19 protein-coding genes and 1 other annotated feature are annotated in these 18819 nt (G+C 37.4%); of the genes, 4 read left to right on the plus strand and 15 right to left on the minus strand.

Features of this window, described 5'->3' with window-relative positions:
• Positions 1 to 47 precede the first annotated feature (47 nt).
• Positions 48 to 497: an RrF2 family transcriptional regulator gene (locus H9635_RS05290; protein WP_191699104.1), complete on the minus strand. Its 450-nt coding sequence runs from the start codon at positions 495 to 497 to the stop codon at positions 48 to 50.
• A 208-nt stretch (positions 498 to 705) separates the two neighbouring features.
• Between H9635_RS05290 and hmpA the strand changes: the two genes are divergently transcribed.
• Positions 706 to 1866, plus strand: coding sequence for an NO-inducible flavohemoprotein (gene hmpA, locus H9635_RS05295; protein ID WP_191699105.1), 1161 nt, complete (start codon positions 706 to 708; stop codon positions 1864 to 1866).
• Positions 1867 to 1979: 113 nt separating this feature from the next.
• Here the strand turns inward: hmpA and H9635_RS05300 are convergent, their stop codons facing one another.
• The 3 genes from H9635_RS05300 to H9635_RS05310 form a co-directional block, all read right to left on the minus strand.
• A complete protein-coding gene (locus H9635_RS05300; RefSeq protein WP_191699106.1) occupies positions 1980 to 3602 on the minus strand; it encodes an FAD-binding protein in 1623 nt (540 codons plus the stop codon).
• Positions 3603 to 3665: 63 nt separating this feature from the next.
• Complete coding sequence (locus tag H9635_RS05305; RefSeq protein WP_191699107.1) at positions 3666 to 4205, minus strand: TetR/AcrR family transcriptional regulator; 540 nt, start codon at positions 4203 to 4205, stop codon at positions 3666 to 3668.
• Positions 4206 to 4240: 35 nt separating this feature from the next.
• A complete protein-coding gene (locus H9635_RS05310; protein ID WP_191699108.1) occupies positions 4241 to 5053 on the minus strand; it encodes an SDR family NAD(P)-dependent oxidoreductase in 813 nt (270 codons plus the stop codon).
• A gap of 391 nt (positions 5054 to 5444) precedes the next feature.
• On the opposite strand from H9635_RS05310, the gene H9635_RS05315 reads away from it, so the two are divergent.
• Positions 5445 to 6500, plus strand: coding sequence for an NERD domain-containing protein (locus tag H9635_RS05315; RefSeq protein ID WP_191699109.1), 1056 nt, complete (start codon positions 5445 to 5447; stop codon positions 6498 to 6500).
• 173 nt (positions 6501 to 6673) lie between these two features.
• On the opposite strand, the gene H9635_RS05320 is transcribed toward H9635_RS05315, so the two are convergent.
• The 5 genes from H9635_RS05320 to H9635_RS05340 form a co-directional block, all read right to left on the minus strand.
• Entirely contained in the window at positions 6674 to 6988 is a 315-nt protein-coding gene (locus tag H9635_RS05320; protein WP_318245179.1) for a YkgJ family cysteine cluster protein, read from the minus strand.
• Positions 6985 to 8343: a hypothetical protein gene (locus H9635_RS05325; protein ID WP_191699110.1), complete on the minus strand. Its 1359-nt coding sequence runs from the start codon at positions 8341 to 8343 to the stop codon at positions 6985 to 6987. The genes H9635_RS05320 and H9635_RS05325 overlap by 4 nt, the downstream gene beginning before the upstream one ends.
• A gap of 12 nt (positions 8344 to 8355) precedes the next feature.
• Positions 8356 to 9366 carry a hypothetical protein gene (locus tag H9635_RS05330; RefSeq protein ID WP_191699111.1) on the minus strand — a complete coding sequence of 337 codons (1011 nt, stop codon included), beginning with the start codon at positions 9364 to 9366 and terminating at the stop codon, positions 8356 to 8358.
• A gap of 426 nt (positions 9367 to 9792) precedes the next feature.
• Positions 9793 to 10752, minus strand: coding sequence for an EAL domain-containing protein (locus tag H9635_RS05335; protein ID WP_318245180.1), 960 nt, complete (start codon positions 10750 to 10752; stop codon positions 9793 to 9795).
• A gap of 278 nt (positions 10753 to 11030) precedes the next feature.
• Positions 11031 to 11972, minus strand: a complete 942-nt coding sequence (locus H9635_RS05340) for an MBL fold metallo-hydrolase (protein WP_191699113.1) — start codon at positions 11970 to 11972, stop codon at positions 11031 to 11033.
• A gap of 128 nt (positions 11973 to 12100) precedes the next feature.
• Positions 12101 to 12312: a binding site (T-box leader), on the plus strand.
• A gap of 90 nt (positions 12313 to 12402) precedes the next feature.
• On the opposite strand from H9635_RS05340, the gene proC reads away from it, so the two are divergent.
• A complete protein-coding gene (proC, locus tag H9635_RS05345) occupies positions 12403 to 13209 on the plus strand; it encodes a pyrroline-5-carboxylate reductase (RefSeq protein ID WP_191699114.1) in 807 nt (268 codons plus the stop codon).
• Between the two features lie 146 nt (positions 13210 to 13355).
• Here the strand turns inward: proC and H9635_RS05350 are convergent, their stop codons facing one another.
• A complete protein-coding gene (locus H9635_RS05350) occupies positions 13356 to 14177 on the minus strand; it encodes an SDR family oxidoreductase (RefSeq protein WP_191699115.1) in 822 nt (273 codons plus the stop codon).
• A gap of 97 nt (positions 14178 to 14274) precedes the next feature.
• Between H9635_RS05350 and H9635_RS05355 the strand changes: the two genes are divergently transcribed.
• Positions 14275 to 14781 (plus strand): TetR/AcrR family transcriptional regulator, encoded by a 507-nt coding sequence (locus H9635_RS05355; protein WP_191699116.1) that lies wholly within the window; start codon positions 14275 to 14277, stop codon positions 14779 to 14781.
• A gap of 119 nt (positions 14782 to 14900) precedes the next feature.
• On the opposite strand, the gene H9635_RS05360 is transcribed toward H9635_RS05355, so the two are convergent.
• The 5 genes from H9635_RS05360 to H9635_RS05380 form a co-directional block, all read right to left on the minus strand.
• Positions 14901 to 15131, minus strand: coding sequence for an acyl-phosphate glycerol 3-phosphate acyltransferase (locus H9635_RS05360; RefSeq protein WP_191699117.1), 231 nt, complete (start codon positions 15129 to 15131; stop codon positions 14901 to 14903).
• A 124-nt stretch (positions 15132 to 15255) separates the two neighbouring features.
• Positions 15256 to 16197, minus strand: coding sequence for a ribonuclease Z (gene rnz, locus H9635_RS05365; protein WP_191699118.1), 942 nt, complete (start codon positions 16195 to 16197; stop codon positions 15256 to 15258).
• Positions 16198 to 16548: 351 nt separating this feature from the next.
• Positions 16549 to 17010: a hypothetical protein gene (locus tag H9635_RS05370; RefSeq protein ID WP_191699119.1), complete on the minus strand. Its 462-nt coding sequence runs from the start codon at positions 17008 to 17010 to the stop codon at positions 16549 to 16551.
• 174 nt (positions 17011 to 17184) lie between these two features.
• Positions 17185 to 17790: an alpha/beta hydrolase gene (locus H9635_RS05375; protein WP_191699120.1), complete on the minus strand. Its 606-nt coding sequence runs from the start codon at positions 17788 to 17790 to the stop codon at positions 17185 to 17187.
• A gap of 29 nt (positions 17791 to 17819) precedes the next feature.
• Positions 17820 to 18803 (minus strand): ring-cleaving dioxygenase, encoded by a 984-nt coding sequence (locus H9635_RS05380; protein WP_191699121.1) that lies wholly within the window; start codon positions 18801 to 18803, stop codon positions 17820 to 17822.
• Between the last annotated feature and the right edge of the window lie 16 nt (positions 18804 to 18819).

The raw sequence follows: 18819 nt of genomic DNA on the forward strand, positions 1-18819 counted from the left end.
TTCCCCTTTTTACCATTGTTTTTTTATATTAAAAAACTAGTAAACAGTTATTTACTAGTTTCGTTTATACCAAATAATTCACTTAAAATGTCTGTCGATACGAGAACATCTGCCAATGTATAGGAATCAAGTACAGCTAAATAAGCTTTTAATGCTTCAGCCAATGCAAATTTCAGCCTGCACTCGGGTGATATTTTGCAAAGATTGCTTTCAGGATTAAAACATTCAACTATGTGAAAATCCTCTTCCGTTTTACGGACTACCTCACCGATATTAATTTGTGTTGGATCTAGTGCCAGACGAATCCCGCCTCCGCGTCCACGGATTGTTTCAATATATCCGTGCTGTCCTAAATCATAAGTAACTTTCATTAAATGATTTTTGGAAATTTGATACGCATCTGCAATTTCCTGGATTGTTACTAAATGTTCTCTACCACGTACACCTAAATACATGAGCGTACGTAAAGAATAATCTGTATATACTGTTAAGCGCACGCTGTTCACCATCTTTCTTCACTTTCAGTATAACATTTTCTAAGGTTTGGTCGACTAGAACGACTTAATTTTAAAAGATGTATTTTAGATATATGTTTGTGACAGATTTGTTAAAGATGTATATTTCATATTGCTTTAAATTTTACTGAGCAGTATATTGAGTGTGCAAGAAACAAACTATCTAAATTTTTGAGGGGACGTGCGCTTTATGTTAGCACAACAAACAATTGATACAATTAAATCTACAGTACCAGTATTGGAGGTACACGGATTAGCTATTACAAAAACTTTCTATTCAAATCTATTTAAAGACAATCCACAATTACTAAACATTTTTAACCATACAAACCAAAAGAAAGACCGTCAGCAAACGGCATTAGCAAACACAGTGTATGCAGCAGCAGTTCACATCGATAACCTGGAGGCAATCGTTCCAGCTGTTGTTCAAATTGCGCATAAACACGTAAGCTTAGGTATTTTACCAGAGCATTATCCGATTGTAGGTCAATATTTATTAGCAGCGATTAAAGAAGTTCTTGGAGATGCCGCTACTGATGAAATTATCGATGCTTGGGGTAAAGCTTACGGTGTCATTGCAGACGTATTTATTTCAGTGGAGGAAGATTTATACAAAGCTACTGAAAATGCAGGAGGCTGGCGCTTATTCAAAGAGTTTACGATTGAAAAAGTAGAGGAAGAAAGCGATGCAGTGAAGTCATTCTATTTAAAACCTGCGGACGGTGAGAAATTACCTGCATTCAAAGCTGGTCAATTCATTACATTACGTACACAAGTACCTGGTGAAGAGTTCTTAATGAACCGTCAATACACACTTACAGACGGAACGGAAGACTATTTCCGCATTTCTGTTAAACGTGAAGACGATGTAACACCAAACGGCATTGTTTCAAACTTCCTGCATAACGCACAAATCGGCACGAAAGTCGATGTAAGTGCTCCAGCAGGTGTGTTCACATTAGTACAAAATGATAGCCCTGTCCTATTCATTAGCGGCGGTGTAGGTGTAACACCACTACAAGGCATGCTTAAAACAATGGAAGGCCGCCAAGCATCATTCATCCAATGTGCGCGCAACGAAAATGTAGCAGCGTTTAAAGAAACTATCGAACAAAATGTAGCCGCTACAGACGGCAAATACAAAGCAGTTTATTCAGATCTAGATGGCTATGTAACAAAAGCCCAAATCGAGGAATTCCTTGTACCAGGTATGGAAGTGTATGTATGTGGCCCAACTGCATTCATGGAAACAGTCATTCAATACTTAGTCGAGCTCGGTGTATCGGCTGATAAAATTCACTATGAATTCTTCGGTGCAGCGATGGCATTGCAGATTAAGAAGACGGTTTAATTTAGAGATAATAATAGAAGAAAACCAGTTGCCGATGTTTTGCCGGTGACTGGTTTTTTAATGAATTTAGGATCCCAAATGAACTATAGTTTGTGACCAAATGTGAAAAAAGATTAAGTGTACAGTAAGTTATTGTTTTCTATTGTGTTTGAATCGATTTGACAGAGGTGGTCTACATGTCTTGCTGCTCGACGTCCTGAGAACATGGCATCGGCCAATGAAAGTCCACTAATGTAACTATTTGAACAAATACCAACTGCAGTACGTCCTGCTGCATATAGTCCTTCAATCGATTCCCCAGATGAAGTTATGACTTGTCCGGTTTCTTCGTTCACTTTTAAGCCACCCAATGTTAAGCCTGGTGCTGGAAAAGCAGGTGAGTTTTTTATCGAGACATTTACTAAATAAAATGGTGGACGAAAGATTGGTGAAGCTGATTCCGGTGTTTTGTGCATCGGCTCATCACGTCCCGTAAAAATCGCGTTATTATACTCATTCACTGTTTCCGTCACCTGTTCAACAGGAAGTTTGACCTTTTTCGCTAATTCCGGTATAGAGTTTGCTTTATAGAATCCTAATGTAAATAAATAACGCATCATCAGTGCTTGGAACGATAATGATTCACGTGGACCGTTCTTTTTTGCGTCCTGCCAAATTTCACGGTCCATAATTAAGTACCCTTCTCCGTTGTGCTCATTTACCATCTTTTTTGTAAAAGTCGCACCATATAAATCCTCGTTTAATATACGTTGTCCTTTTTTATCGACAACAATTCCACGTATAAAATCAGAAGGAGGTGAAAGAAAACGCCAAATCGATAAAACATCCATATGGTCTACAGTACCACCGGCTTTTAAGCCCAACTGAATACCAAAACCATCATCATGTACTGTACCAAGTGGCATCACATGTTGAGACTTTGCCCCGTATTGTTTAAGCATTTCTTCATTAAATATAAATCCACCAGCACTTAATACAACACCTTTTGCCGTTAATTCATGATCTTTAGCGTGCTGCTCCCAAATTTTCTGGCTCTTTTCATCCATTTTTTTGCCGAGTGGTTTAATGTATTTGCCGTAGTTTGTGCCAATTGAAGCATAACGTTTATGTTTCGGATGATCAAAGTTTTTTACACCACGGTACTTCACACCCGTTACTTTTCCATCCGAGATCAACAAATCGGTTACTTTGCATAAAGGGCGAAAATCAATATTAGGTAGTTTTTTAGCATACGAAAGTAGCGTTTCCATTAATACTTTCCCTGAATCGAGCCCTTTCGCAAATGTACGATGGCCACGAGGAGCAGGAGAAGCTTCAGTTTTATAAGGATATGATTTTTCATTTCCTGAATAATATAAGTAAAATTGATCGTTTGGATAAGATGTTTTATATGGACATACTGTACCAATAAACTTCACACCTTTATCTTTCAACCATTCAATTGAAGCTGGGCTTTCTTCGCAAAAACGTCGAATCGTCGCATCCGATACAACATTTCCCACTTCACGTTTCAAATAGCGATACATATTGTCAATACTATCTAACACACCCGCTTCTTTCTGAGTAGATGTCCCACCACCTGCATATACGACCCCTCCAGAAATCCCACTGGCTCCACCACCATAGCTTACATCAAGCATACATACATTTAGACCTGCTTTAGCCGCTTCAATTGCAGCACATACACCAGCCATTCCAGCGCCAACAATGATAATATCGAAATTTTCTTTCTCCATAGACATATCCTCTCTCATTCATGGCATAAATAGAAGTTAAAAAGTTTGACTAGCCTGCACATCTTATTTGTAAATTGTTTCAAAAATTTGTTCTACATTATCGATTATATTCAACTCATCCTGATGGAATCGCCATAAGACAACTGTTCCTAAAAAAGCAGCTGAAAACATATCCATTAATTGTTTTGTCTCAATAAGTGATGTAATTTCACCTTTTTCCTTTGCCAGATCAACAAGCTCTTTAAATTCCTGTCGCTCACCGTAATAAATATAAAAATGCTCACCCTTCAATTCGAGTTCCGCCATAAAAATGAAGTACATGAGGTCTTTACCAATTAAAGTAATGAGCGATGCATAATCTAGTATAAATTTTTTTAAAGTTGCTTTGGGCGAACTAATTGTACGATCAAAATGTACAAACTGCTGTGCATTTTTAGTAAACCAAAATAATAACAGCTCATTTTTACTTTCAAAATGATGATAAAATGAACCTCTTGTTACATTTAATGCTTCGCAAATTTTTGCGACGCTTATGTTTTCGAATCCATCCTGTTTAAAAAGTGAAACAGCTACTTTGCTCATTTCTTCCTTAGTTGTTATCATGACACTTCACCCCTTATCGGAGTATAACAAACATTTTATTCTCCTAAAATACCCGGATTCTCCCACTCTAGCGGTAAGGCTTTTCCGGCTGAAGCTCCTGCATCCATACTAATAATCGAACCATTTGTAAAACGTGATAAATCCGAAGCTAAAAATAATGCTAAGTTGGCAATCTCTGTTGGATCTCCTAAACGCCCATTTGGAGAAAGTTGCTTTGCCAGACTAGTAATCACTTCTTCTGGGGCATCGTTCCAAATAGCAGTTCTAAACGTTCCAGGACAAATTGCATTTACTGTAATATTATGTGCTGCATAATCTAATGCAGCATTTTTCGTCAAACCAACAACCGCATGCTTAGAGGCTGTATATAGGCTCATACCACTATTCGCTTGTAATCCAGCTAATGAAGCGATATTTATAACGAAACCACCAGTTGACTTCGATTTTAAAATTGCTTCAATTCCATATTTCATACCTAAAAATACGCCTTTAAAATTAACATTTTGAACTGCTTCAAATTCCGCTAATGATAACTCATGAAGCACTTTATTCGGTGCTGCAATACCTGCGTTATTCACAATGCCATCCAATTCACCATAATTTTCTACTGCAAATTGCACTAACGCGATGATTTCTTCCTCATTCGCTACATTAGCCTTATAAAATACTGCCTCTCCACCAGATTCGGAAATGTTTTCTACAACTTTCTGCCCCAATTGCTCGTTCACATCCGATAACACCACTAGCATGCCATTCGCTGCATACGTTTCAGCAATTGCTTTGCCTAAACCATCTGCTGCACCAGTTACAATCACTACTTTTTCTTTAACACTCGTAAAATTTGTCATTCCTATTTCCCTCCCTCTATAAAACATACATATGTATGTTTTGATAAAATTATACAAAAAAACGGATAGGAAATCTGTTTTTTAGTTACTTAATATTAAACAAACTCTAGCAAAATAGATTCATAAGTGGGGATATACTAAAAGAAGACCTAAAACCAAAAGAGCTGTATGTACACTAAACAGGGAAACTTTCCATTTTTTAAACAGTTGGGAAAGGATGAATTACTCAGGATGCTTTAAGCCTTGTCATGCAATCGTTAGTATGACGACTTTCTCTGAAAACACCGAAAGCCTCAATATTTACTCAGTCACCTAATCTATATTTGAATATTTGTGTTAAAATGTAAATTATATACATTTTATTGCAGCAATAATAGGAGGTTTAAATTGCATGGAATTCAAACAGGTTGGCTTTCTTAAAAGAATGGCAAATGCTTTAACGGACAAAGAAAACTTAAAAACACCCATACTTGTCAAAGAATCGACAGAAAGCGTTCAGCTAATCGAAAAATATAAAAGAGAATTAGAACATACACAAGATGTGAATATACAAAAAAATCTTCATGAAAAAATAAAGCTAATAGAACTAGGTTTAAAAGGTGAAAACAGCGTCCTTTTTGAATTACAAAATTCGTTTTTACCATTACATATACTGCACGATGTTCGAGTCTTTCATAATGATTTAAAAGCTCAAATTGACTTTGTAGTTCTTACAAGGAAGTTTCTTTTGATAATTGAAGTGAAAAATTACTTCGGCAATATTTTAGTCAATGAGAAAGATGAATTTATTCGCCAAGCTTATAAAGGCAACAAATTAGCATTTCAGGAGGGATTCTATAGTCCCGTTCGCCAAGTTGAAAGACAAGTTGAAATATTTGAATCGTATATGAAGGATATGGGGGCAGTTAATCGAACACCCATTAAAAGTGTCGTTGTTTTTACAAATAACAGAACCGTTATTAATACAAAAAAAGCTAGTAAACATGTAAAGGATAAAATACTGCGCGTCGACGGCTTAGTAGAATTTATAAAAAGAGAACTAAAAAAACCCTCTCCCGTTCACTTTATGGATAACCGTATGGGAGAAATGAGCGAATATATTAAAGCCTCGCATCTTAAATATACGAACTCTGATGAAGAAATGGACACAGTGGAGATCAAACTTTTAGAAGAAACTATAAATAATCAAAGTGAAAGTAACGTAACCGTTACACCCGTCAAACCAAATCATACAGAATTAGAAGAAGCATTAAAAAAGTTCCGTATGAAATTAGCAACGGAAAAAAACATGAAAGCATTTCACATCTTTACTAATAAAACGTTAGACGATTTATTACTAAAGCAACCAAGAAGCCTAGACGAATTAAAAACAGTTACCGGACTTGGTGAAATGAAAATAAATTCTTTTGGTGCGGGGATAATTGAAATTATACAAGACCATCAGTAACAAATTGAGTCCTGTGTATATCCAACAAAGGGGTCCTTTTCATATAGCACAAATCACCTTTCTATTGCTTATTTCTCGATAATACAAGTATAGAATAAAGAGTGATTTTGTGCTTTTTTAATTTTAAAATTGTTTGGATACCTCATATAGAACCATAATTTAAAAGCTTCGAATTAGATTAGTCTAATCGAAGCTTTCAGCGAATCAATATCAATTCTGAACTTTTTATCTATATTTTTGGCTACTTGAAGTTCGTTGCAAGCTAATGCGTTCGCTAAATAGTATGCCTCTCGCGTCATATTCTTTGAAAAAATCTCATCAAAAGCAGCGTCTACTCTGCACAGTAAAGGACGGCTCTCATAAATGGTACATCGATTATTTACTAAATTAACACATACACCATCCCGATTGTATTCAGTTAAAAACTCTATATTATTTATACTGCTGCAGCATGCACCACACTCGGTACAAGGGAATGAATACATCATAACTTTAAAATATCATCGCTGAGCATAAAGTCTGTAAATTCTTCCAACGTGTTGTACTCAAATTTTATGTTTAACCCGTCCGCTAACGCAATGATTGCTTTTTCAGTATAGGATTCATCTATGCCCGCCATATCAACAACGACTTTTAACTCTTTTAACGTTTGAGTATATTCATTATAGTAATTGACTAATAGCTGTTCCTCTTGCTTTACTTGTTCTATTACAGCTGCCGCCATCTGCTCGGCTAAAACTCTTGTCTCTTTCGCTAAAGCAAGGTCATTGTGTGCCGCTTGAAACACTTTATATAACTGTTTCATACCAATTAAAGCTACCGAACCTGCAACAGCGGCGCCAATCGGTCCGAATAATGCTGCACCTGCCGCTGTCATTAAAATACCGGAGAAACAGCTTACCGCGTTCGATCCAAGCCCTTGTACATAAGCATCAATAGAAATTTTACCCGATAAAAACTTATAAGTTAACTCTGTCATATTAACAGCTGAGCTCGCTAATGCAGAAGCAATATTACCGTTCATAATCGGGTTGTTTTTCCCTAGAAATTTAATTCCGTAAGACACGCCACCAATCACCGCACTTCGAGACCCGCTATTTAACGCAGCCTTTCCCGTTTCCTTCACGCTAAACTCTTTATTGTATCCATTGGCAACCATGCTTACTGTCCCACCAATAAATGCGCCCGCTAAAGCGCCACAAAGCATCGCATTAGAAGCACCTGAGATAAACTCCACACGGTTCAATTTTTTCGCAAACTGCTCTGTATTTTTGGCTGCTTCAAGCGATTGATCATATGTTGTACCACCACTTGTAATATTTTCATAGGAAGTTTTCCCAGTCACAACCCCTTGTGCATCCCTATAATCCTGCGCATAAATTCCGTTTGAATTCATACGCTTTTCTATTAATTCCTTCACGTGGCCTTCCTTTTCCACATTAACGAGACGTTCCATACCATTATATTTTGCATCTGCTACAGCCCTTGCCGTCGTTGCAATTGAATTATAGGATTTCGCCTGAATCTCCTTTAACACCTCGCCCTTTGCATCACGAATGAAAATATCCGCAGCAGCATGTGGCTCTCCTAACTGCTCCGTCGTAACCGCACGCAATAAACTCCCAGCTTTTGCTGCCGCTGCATTAAATTTTGTCGTTTCGATAATTTCAAACATACGCCCTTGCGTTATATTAGGAGCACAATTGATATACTGCTTGGCTACATCCTTTAAACGGTCCATTCCTGCAACAGTTTCAATTAATGCATTGCCCTGTTTCTCAATTGTTTCACTAACAACTTGTCCGGCTATAAAATCCATCTCAGTTTGCCTTAATGCAACCATCAGAGCGCCTCCTTATAATGCTTGAATTTTTCTTTTTTCTGTAGTAATCACCTGCTGTAAATTTGGCACTAAATCACCTTTATCCGTTAAAATCGAGATATTTAAAATATCACGTGTAATAACTGCTAGCTTGTAATTTTTATGAATTGTTTGCTGATCTTCCTTTGTGTATTTGCGGAAATCTAAGCCCTTTTCACTTAAAATGAGGTCCATACTTTTAATTTCACGGTCGAATACTTTCTTTACACCATCCGCTAAATCATACATATTTTTTGTAGCCATTTCAATTCTCGTTAATACTGCTGAAGCAGACGTTAACTTTTGCACCTCAGCATTTACTTCAGCTTTTTTCTCATACATTTTCTCAAGCTTCTTTTCAGTCGTCGCAGCGAAAATTAAGCTTCCTAGTGCTAAGGCTGGAGCTAACGCAATACCTCCAAGTACCATCGTTCCACCAGCAATGCCTAAGCCCCCTGTCGCAAGTGAGCCCCCTCCTAGGAATGCTAATGTAGCATTTTGTGCTGCAATTCCACTTAATGATGCGATAGCCGTACCCGTTGAAGCAGCAGCAAATGTAGTTGTCGCACCTACAGCTCCCATAGCTGCTAAGCCACCACCTGCTAACGATGCCACACCCGCAGTCAGTACTTGACCTGCCTTTACAACTTGCTTTTCAATCGTAACCACAAGTTGGTCTACATCTGCACTATTAACTAGGCTTTCAATTTCAGACTCATTTTTAAACTCAATATGTTTAATTTGTTTGAAAGATTTAATGAAATGCTTCATCGTTTCATTTAAAATATCCAGCTTTAGCTTTCCATAATGCTCGAATTGTTCATTCGTTTGTTCTTTCATGCTATCAAAGGCATCGTACGCAGTTGTATACTTTTTATGTAATTCCTCTGCTAGCTCCTTCGTTTCTTTCATATTTTTATAAGAATCGTATCCTTTTTTACTTGCTACAGCTGTCGAAGCCGCCACTGCACCTGCAATTACTAGCGGAATAAATGGTAATGGCATAATAAAACCTCCAATTTCTAATTACACTTAATATTACCAAATAATGTAACATAGTAGTATATTTTATATAATTTTATTTTACTAAGACACATAATTTTAAAATTTTCATTTATATCGAATGAATGATAGAAGTTTTAGTGATGGGTGGGAAATACTCTCCTATAACACAAAAAGATCGAAAACCCTTATTTATCTAGGGTTTCGATCTTTTTATATGGAGACGGCGGGATTTGAACCCGCGTCCAGAATGTCCATTCACAGCTTTCCTCATAATAAAACAAAGCGAATAAATTATTATCGTTTTTTGTAATAATTAATCCCATTCGCTACCCGATACACCAAATAATGGAATCACCCCGATGTCTCACTCAGTATCCTCCTAGGTAACCTGGCACTCCATCCCCTTTATTCTATTAATTCCACTATTTATCTTTTAGGCTCAATGCTAGGTTTTCCAAATAGGTACCCTTGGAATAGTTGATAACCACATTGCTTTAACCATTCAAAATCTTCTCTGCTTTCAATTCCCTCTGCTAATGGTGTAGCGCTAACTTCAATTGCTTTTTCTAAGAACATTTGAGCAATTTTTTGTTTTTCGTGATCGGCACTTACACCTTGTACATACTTCATATCCAATTTCATATAATGAGGTTGAATATCTTTTAGCATTTCCAAAGTGCTGTAACCTTCACCGACATCATCTAAAGCATACTGGAAACCTTTTTCTTTATAGTAATTTAAAATAGACTTTAAATGTTCTATGTCATCTACTTGCTCAGATTCAACTACTTCAAATACAAGTTGATTTGGATCAATTCCTAATGAATTAGCTAGTTTAACCGTTGACTGTAAGCAAAACTCAGGTGAGTAGATTGAAGTCGGAATAAAATTAATAAAAGTCTTTTTTTTCAAAATTGCTGAGTAGCTAACAGCGGCCATTCGACATAAACGATCTAAAGCATATAAACGTCCACGGCTTTTGGCGGCAGTAAAAACTTCATTTGGATAGATAAGGGTTCCATCTTCACGTGTAAATCGAGATAACACCTCATATGCGTAAATTACCTCATTTGAATTGACAATAGGCTGCGAATAGCTAACAATGGATTTTCTATGTATTACCTCATCAATCCACTTCATGTCTAAAATGTTTTCTATTTCCTTAATAGGTTTCCAATCATTCTCCTCAAAACGAAAATAGAGATTTTCTATATCCATAAAGTGTTCACTAAAATCTAAAAGTTCTCTTACACTAGATTCATTAATGATTACCTGATTATCTTTGACTTTTATCATTAAATCTCTTCTTTGAAAGTGGTTGACTAATACAGGTATCATCGATAAATTTTTTGATTCCTTTAACAAAATATCAAACTGTAATTCCAAAACCAAACAACTTTTACAAGGCATTATTATTCCCCTTACACACAATATTTTTTAGTTTCGTTACATTTAGTCGCTATTTGATTTCTATCATTCGGAATCCAGCGATCACTAAGCATGAAGGGACATCCTTTCGATAAACTCGTAACTGAAGTGGCATTTAAGTAATGTAAGGAATTCGCTAATCAAGCTCATTTCACCTCTCTGAAGCGGTAGTCACCCCCGCGTCCAGAATGTCCATTCACAGCTTCCCTCATCATAAAAACAAAATAAATAAATTTTTAACGTTTTTTGTAATACTGAACCCCATCCTGCTCCTCAATCTCAACCATCCCTTGATCCACTAAATAATCAAATTGCCCCAATGTCTCTGATAGCGTCAGGCCTAATTGCTGTTGATAAATACGTTCGAATAATTGCGTTGTCATTTCAAAGTTGGTTTGCGGCTTATCTAGTAGACCGTAGACTTTAAATGCACGTTGTCTTTGTTTTTCCAAACGCTCATCGATAAGTGGTTCAATTTGTGTTAGTTCCCCGCCGTGACCTGAGTACACTTTTGAAATTCCTAAGTTTTTCAGGCGTTTTAGTGATTCATTATACTGCAAGAGTGATTTAGGTCGTTCCATCGATAAATCAATTGGTGGCTCTACTAATGGATTGGAAGATGTGCGTTCCAATAGTAAATCTCCGCCGATACATTCTCTCGTTTGCTCATTAACGAAAATTAAATGGCTTTGCGCATGACCTGGTGTTTCGTATACTTTCATCCCTGGGTGGCCTGGCACTTCATCGCCTTCTTTTAAATAACCCGTCAATGGAATCGTGCCGAATAGCTCGATTTCCCCTTTTACGTGTAAGATTCGGTTTACATATTTATCAGGTACACCTTGCTCTTTTAATAGCTTTTTAAAAAACTGCTCGTGATACTGTAGAAATGATGGTTCTTTTTTCATCCAGTAATCGACATATTCATGGCCTAACAATTCCGCACCTGGAAATGCATCGATCCACCCTGCATGATCCGGGTGATGATGAGTTAATACGACTTGTTCCACGTCTTTCAAATCATAACCTGCACTGCGCAGACCCCATTTGATCGCTTCATACGCTTCTTCCGTTTTCGGTCCTGCATCGAATAAAGTAAGTGCATCTCCTTTTACTAGAAAAGCATTTACATCTCCCACTGCATATGGTGTTGGTATAACAATTTTATGTACTTCCATGTTTTAATCCCCTTTGGCTTGCTCGTTCTGAATGACTATTCATTTATTTTAACTCTTTTTTTCTAATTCGTCACGTTAAAGGTTGACAGTATTTCAATACACCACTATAATTTTTGATAATTCTAAATTTACAGGCAATGAGAAAGCCAAGTACATTATTTTAAGGTTTTAGAGAGTGCCGTCTTTGCTGAAATCGGCATAACCCGCTGAAATAATCGAACCTCCTTTTGAGCCGTTATGACAACATAACCGTACCCTTTGCGATAAAAAGGCTGAAGCTGCACACATTATGTGTGAATAAAGGTGGTACCGCGGAAATCAATGCATTTTCGTCCTTACTGATTGTAGGGATGAAAATGCTTTTTTATGTTCTTAAAACAAAAATCTTAACATTAACAGGAATCGGAATTAAAAATCGGAGGGATAGAATATGCAAAAGATTATATTTATCGGCGCTGGGTCCATGGCAGAAGCGCTCATTCATGGGTGGATAAAAAAGAGTGTCGTTAACCCAAAGGCTTTGTTCATATCCAATCGGTCCAATAAAGAACGCTTACAGGAACTTGTTGAAGCCTATGATGTCAACCTAATGGGGGATACTTCGCAGTTGCACGATGCGGATCTGGTTATTTTAGCAATGAAGCCAAAAGATGCCCGCGCTGCAATGGAGGTAATTGCACCTCATTTAGGTACTGATACCGCGATTTTATCGGTACTGGCAGGTGTTAGCATTGAGACGATCGAGCAGTATCTTGGAAGCCGACCAATTGCCCGTGTCATGCCAAACACTTCCGCTACAATCGGGATGTCTGCTTCAGGTATTGCATTCAATAAACATGTAACAAAAGTTCAACATGCACTTTATATTCAAATGCTTGAAGCGGTTGGCACTGTCATTGAAGTCGAGGAGGAAAAACTCCATGCGGTAACAGCTCTATCCGGCAGTGGCCCTGCTTACTTATATTATTTAGTTGAAGCGTTTGAAAATGCCGGAGCTGAATTCGGTTTATCAAAGGAAGTCGTACGGGAGCTAATGGTTCAGACGATTGCAGGATCTGCGGAAATGCTGAAATCCGGTAATGTCGAGCCGCAAACACTGCGCAAAAAGGTAACGAGTCCAGGAGGAACGACAGAGGCTGGGATTAAAGCATTGGAATCCATGTCCTTTAACGAGACAATTGCAAACTGCGTCAGAAGCGCAGAAAACCGGTCCAGAGAACTGGCACGCGGGGAGTAAAAAACTTAATTCGACCGTTTGATAAATCACATGCTAAACAAAATCGTATCGGAAATGGCAAGTAATATAATAACAAATGAAAATAGTATGTATGCAAAAGAGCTTGGGGTATTTTTGCACCCAAGCTCTTCTATTAAGAAAATATATTATCGTTGGGCTGCTTGTACTTTACGTAAGTTTGGCACTGTTCCCCCATCTACACGTAAATCGATACCTGTAATGTAAGAAGCTGCATCGCTCAATAAGAATTCAACAGCCGTTGCAATTTCACGTGCTTCCCCTTCTCTTTTTAAAGGTGTAATCGCAAGTAATTGTGCCATTTGCTCAGACTGCTTTGCCTCTTGGCGACCCATTGATGTATTGATCGTCCCTGGAGAAAGTGAATTAATACGTGCGCCTTTTTCACCCCAATGCCAAGCCTGATCTTCAGCAATTACTTGTACAGCTAATTTAGAAAACGTATATGCCGCGCCAGAATTCCCTTGAGAAAATTGCTCTAGCGTTTCGACAGTATTTTCACCAAATGGATTGCGGATTACTTCCATATGAGGTCCTTGTGGGGGTACCATATAGCCACTCATAGATGAAATAATAACTGCAGATGTACCTTCAGTTGCTAGCGGATAAAATGCATTTAATACATTAATTGTTCCTGTTAGGTTAACATCTAAAATTTTCTTTGCATCACCCATAGTTGGAGAAATCCCTGCTGTATGTACTAAACCTTTTAATGTACCTAGTTGTTTCGTTTTTGCTGCTAAAGCATCTACATTTTCTTTAGAAGTAATATCAACTGTTTGATAATGAACGTCCGTAATCCCTTTTGTAGCTAACTCCTGTTTTGTTGCTTCTAAACGCTCCTCAGAAATATCTGCAAGTAATACTGTACCGTATTTCCCTACGAGTTCAGCAGTCGCTTTACCCATTCCACCAGAACCACCTGTAATCACATAAACTTGATTTGTCATTTGACATACCTCCAATATTTTTATAATTTAATTGTAACCGCATTCATTAAATATAATTCAGACATTTTGAATGAAAATGTCCGAGGAGTTGTCACATTTGAAATCATTAAAAAACGCGTTTCAGGAAGCTTATTTGCAACTCCTTCATCAACATCCACCTACCCAAGTATCAGTAAAACAAATTGTTCTAGTTGCTAATACATCACGCTCTTCCTTTTACACTCATTTCGCCAATCGAGAGCAGCTCCATTTGTATGTAAAACAGCAGATTCACAGGGAATTTTTCATGCATTATGAAATAAAAAATCCTCATGAATTCAGTAGTACAACTACGCTCAACCTGTGTCAACACATTATTAAATACCGCTCTTATTATCAACATGCATTGCAAAATACACTCGATTTTCATCATCTTGCCATTGAACTGAGCAACTATTTAATGTACGTTTATAACGATTTAGATTATGCCATTTTTGCAAGTTTCGGCACAATTGGCTTCTTAAAAAATTGGGTAGAACATGACTTCCTCATTAGTCCAAGTGAAGCTGCCGAAAAATTAATGAAAATCGGTTTCACAAATTGGGCTTCAAAAGTAAATATTTAATAGATTGACTCACCAGTTTAAGCTAAATATTAAAAACACTCAGTTTAAATAATGACTGAGTGTTTAGAAATATGATTAATAATTTAATTGTTTTCATTCCTTATGCGAACCGGAACCTTTTACAACATTCCATTCTTAATTCGCTTCACAATACTAAATGTCGTATACAAAGAAATCGGACCTAGTACTGCGGCTATAATCAGCCACATAGTTAAACTATCTGTTGCCTTTAACATATCTAGGTTGGTACGTATGTAGACGACTACTCCAAATAATAAAATATAGCTCATGACATTTGGAAAAATAACTAGCAATCGTAATAGTTTCGGTGAAATTGTCGGTTGCTGCATCATTCATCCCCCTTTTCTCCATTATAGCGAAAACTTTCTGCAAATGACTATATTTTTCTTAAATAAGTAAAGAGGGGTATAGTAAATATTCTAGCATTTACTATACTCCTCAATTTAAATTCGCTTATTCAATTTCAATCAATTCATTTTTCCGCCACTCATATTGGCTAAAATCATTCGTTAAATAGCTGTTTTCGAAAATCGCTTTAGCTTCTTCCAAAAACGGGATTAAATCATGTTTCAGGAAACGGGCGCTTATATGATTCAACAGCAGATGTTTTGCTTGTGCCTGTTTCGCAATTTGAGCTGCTTCTGTATTTGTCGCATGTCCATACTGGGCCGCAAGTTCGATTGTCGAATGGTCAAATGTTGCTTCATGTATCATAACATCCGCATTCTGTGCTAACTGGATACTGTTTTCGCAATACTTTGTATCCCCTAAAATCGCCACGGTAAATCCTGGCTGTGGGGGTGACGTCACATCACTGCTTTCCACAATCGTTCCATCCTCTAATTGTACAGAATGACCTGCTTTTAATCTTCCTAATAACGGTCCTTTTGGTACACCATACGCTAACGCCTTTTCAATTAACAGCTCGCCCTGCATTGGCTTTTGTTCAATCCGGTAGCCGAAGCATGGAACGACGTGCTGAAGCGGCATCGCATAGACAATAAACTTCTCATCTTCAAATACGATTCCCTCTGTTACTTCTACAAATTCGATTGGATAGGTTAAATGAGTTTTCGATAATTGTAATGTTTGTTCAATCCATTGTTTTAAACCAACTGGCCCGTAAATCGTTAATACACTCTCCCCACCTAAAAAGGATCGGGAACTTAAAAAACCAGGCAGTCCAAATATATGGTCACCGTGTAAATGCGTAATGAAGATTTTATCAATTTTCCGCGGTTTAATTGATGTATGCAAAATTTGGTGCTGTGTCGCTTCCCCACAGTCAAACAACCAAATTGATCCTCGTTCTTCCAAAAGTTTGAATGCAATGGAACTCGTATTGCGTTCTTTTGACGGCATTCCTGCACCAGTACCTAAAAACTGTATTTGCATGTCATTTCCTCCTAACACGAGTATAGTTTGCCTCATGTAGAAGCTTTTACTATCGTTGTTTTAATTATAGGTTGCAAATAAATTTATGCAAAGGATAAATTGGCGTCGCTAATAGATCAATCGAGCGTGCGGCAATAGAGGTAAAAATTCCGCTTATTTTGAAAATCACTAAAAAATCCGGCTAAATAGAGGGAGAATTTCCGCTTATTTCACTAAAAAGCAGCAAAATATCAGGGTTCACAGGCATATAAGCGGAATTTTTACCCTTATTTTCATGAAAATCTAAGAAATTCATATAATAAACGGAATTTCTCCGCTTATTAATTGGGTACTCCCCCTTTCTCTCTCTCGTCAATCATTTTTAAATTCTATATCTTTCGGTATTTTCAAAAACAAAATTCCTTCCTCCCAACTGTATAATTCTAATTTGAGAGTAGTGCCTAGGTTACCGGCGAATTGATTTTTAGTGAAAATCTCTTCAATACGTATCAGTTTTCCGTTCGATTTATAATAAGGTATTGACTTTTGATAATGCCAACCTCTATCTGAGAGTGAATTAGATATATTATTGCCAAAATAGAAAGCACCCTTACTAACATACCAATCAAAATCATTTTCAGTAGCGATTTTCATAAACTCGCGCTCAGAACCCTCTTCCTCTACAATACGAATAACCTCTTTTGCAGTGAGTGAATCGATCGGTGGAGATGGATAATGCCAGTAGTTACTGAAAAAGATCCAAATAAAAATTAATATGCCAATAGCTAAAATAAATGCTTTTCTATCCTCAATTATTTTTATTTTCTTTTGCAATATTTCATCCTCCAGTTCTGGATAAATTTCCAACCTATTTATATAAACATTATAACTACCAAATTATGTAATTAAAATACATTTTATTATTGAGCTAACAATGTCATAAACAATCTCATTGTCCACACACTAAAAAACCTTTCCTGAAAATTATTTCAGAAAAGGTCCATTTTTTTATGAAAATGTCGCTTCATACCAAGCTTTCGCCTTTTGTACTTCACCCATCGTAAGCTGATGCCCGTTTGATTCCCATTCCAACGTCACCTTTGCACCTGCCCCCAACAAATAACGTTCTAAATCGGTTGCTTCCTGCTGTGGGCAAATTGGGTCATTAACACCAGCTGCGATAAAGACAGCTGTCCCTCCCTGTTTGGCAACCGTCGTTTCACGGTTTGGCACCATTGGATGATGCAGTATCGCACCTTTTAATGCATTTTCATATTCAAATAACAAGTTAGCAGCAATATTGGCACCGTTTGAATAACCGATTGCAATGATATTGTTGCGATCAAACTCGTATTCTACCGCTTTGTCATCTAAAAATTCATAGAGTTCCTTCGTACGCAGTGCTAAATCTTCCATATCAAAAACACCTTCTGCTAAACGGCGGAAAAATCGTGGCATTCCCTGTTCCAGCACATTGCCTCGTACACTTAAAACTGATGCTTCCGGATCAATGATTTCTGCCAGTGCAAGTAGGCTGTTTTCATCTCCTCCTGTGCCGTGCAACAGTAACAATACAGGCTTATCACTTTTTCCTTTATTAAAAATATAGTTCATAGTCATTCTCCGTTCTTATATAGTAGAAACTATTCATATTCTTTTTCAATTGTTTTTGTTGAACGTACTGTATCAATTGGACGAACAACGCTTTCAATATATTCACGTTTGCTTTCTAAAAACGGTGGTAATGATAGCGATTCCCCAACTGTTTCATACGGCTCATCGCCCATAAATCCTGGCCCGTCAGTAGCCCACTCAAATAGTATGCCAGGTGCTACACGCGCATAAAGCGACTCAAAGAAGAAACGGTCAACATAGCCTGATGTACCGAAACCGAAGCCTTCCAAACGTTTTGTCCATTCATGCAGTACTTCCGTATTTTCTAATCGGAATGCCGCATGGTGAACCGTACCAAAGCCTTGACGTCCCGGTGCTAGCTCTGTATTGTGCTCGACGATAACAGATGCCCCGTTGCCACCTTCACCAACTTCAAATAAGTGCAATGAACCGTCCTGTGCTACTTCACGCATCACCATTACTTTTTCAAGTACTTCTTTAAAATAATCAAATTGTGAAACTCGGATATGAATCGGTCCTAAGCCAGTAATTGCAAACTCCAATGGAATCGGCCCTTTTTGCCATGGCGTACCTGATGCAATGCCTTCATTATTTTCATCTGAAATAAGCATGTACTGCTGATCATCGAAATCAACAAATGATAATACTTGTTTGCCAAATAGTGTACTAATGCCTTCATGCTTTACGTTTAATCGATCAAAACGTTTAACCCAATAATCCAATGCTGCATCATTTGGGACACGGAATGCTGTTTTGTATATTTCATCTGTACCATGTGTGCCTTTTGGGATTCCCGGGAAATCAAAAAATGTCATATCTGTTCCGGCAGAGCCTTTATCATCAGCGAAAAACAGGTGGTATGTTTGAATATCATCCTGATTTACCGTTTTCTTCACAAGACGCATACCTAATGTATAAGTAAAGAATTCGTAATTTTTTTCTGCACTGCTTGTAATGGCTGTTACGTGGTGTATTCCTTTAATGTGGTTCATGTGTATTCCTCCGTTT

Source organism: Solibacillus faecavium, from assembly GCF_014836905.1.
Lineage (GTDB): Bacteria > Bacillota > Bacilli > Bacillales_A > Planococcaceae > Solibacillus > Solibacillus faecavium.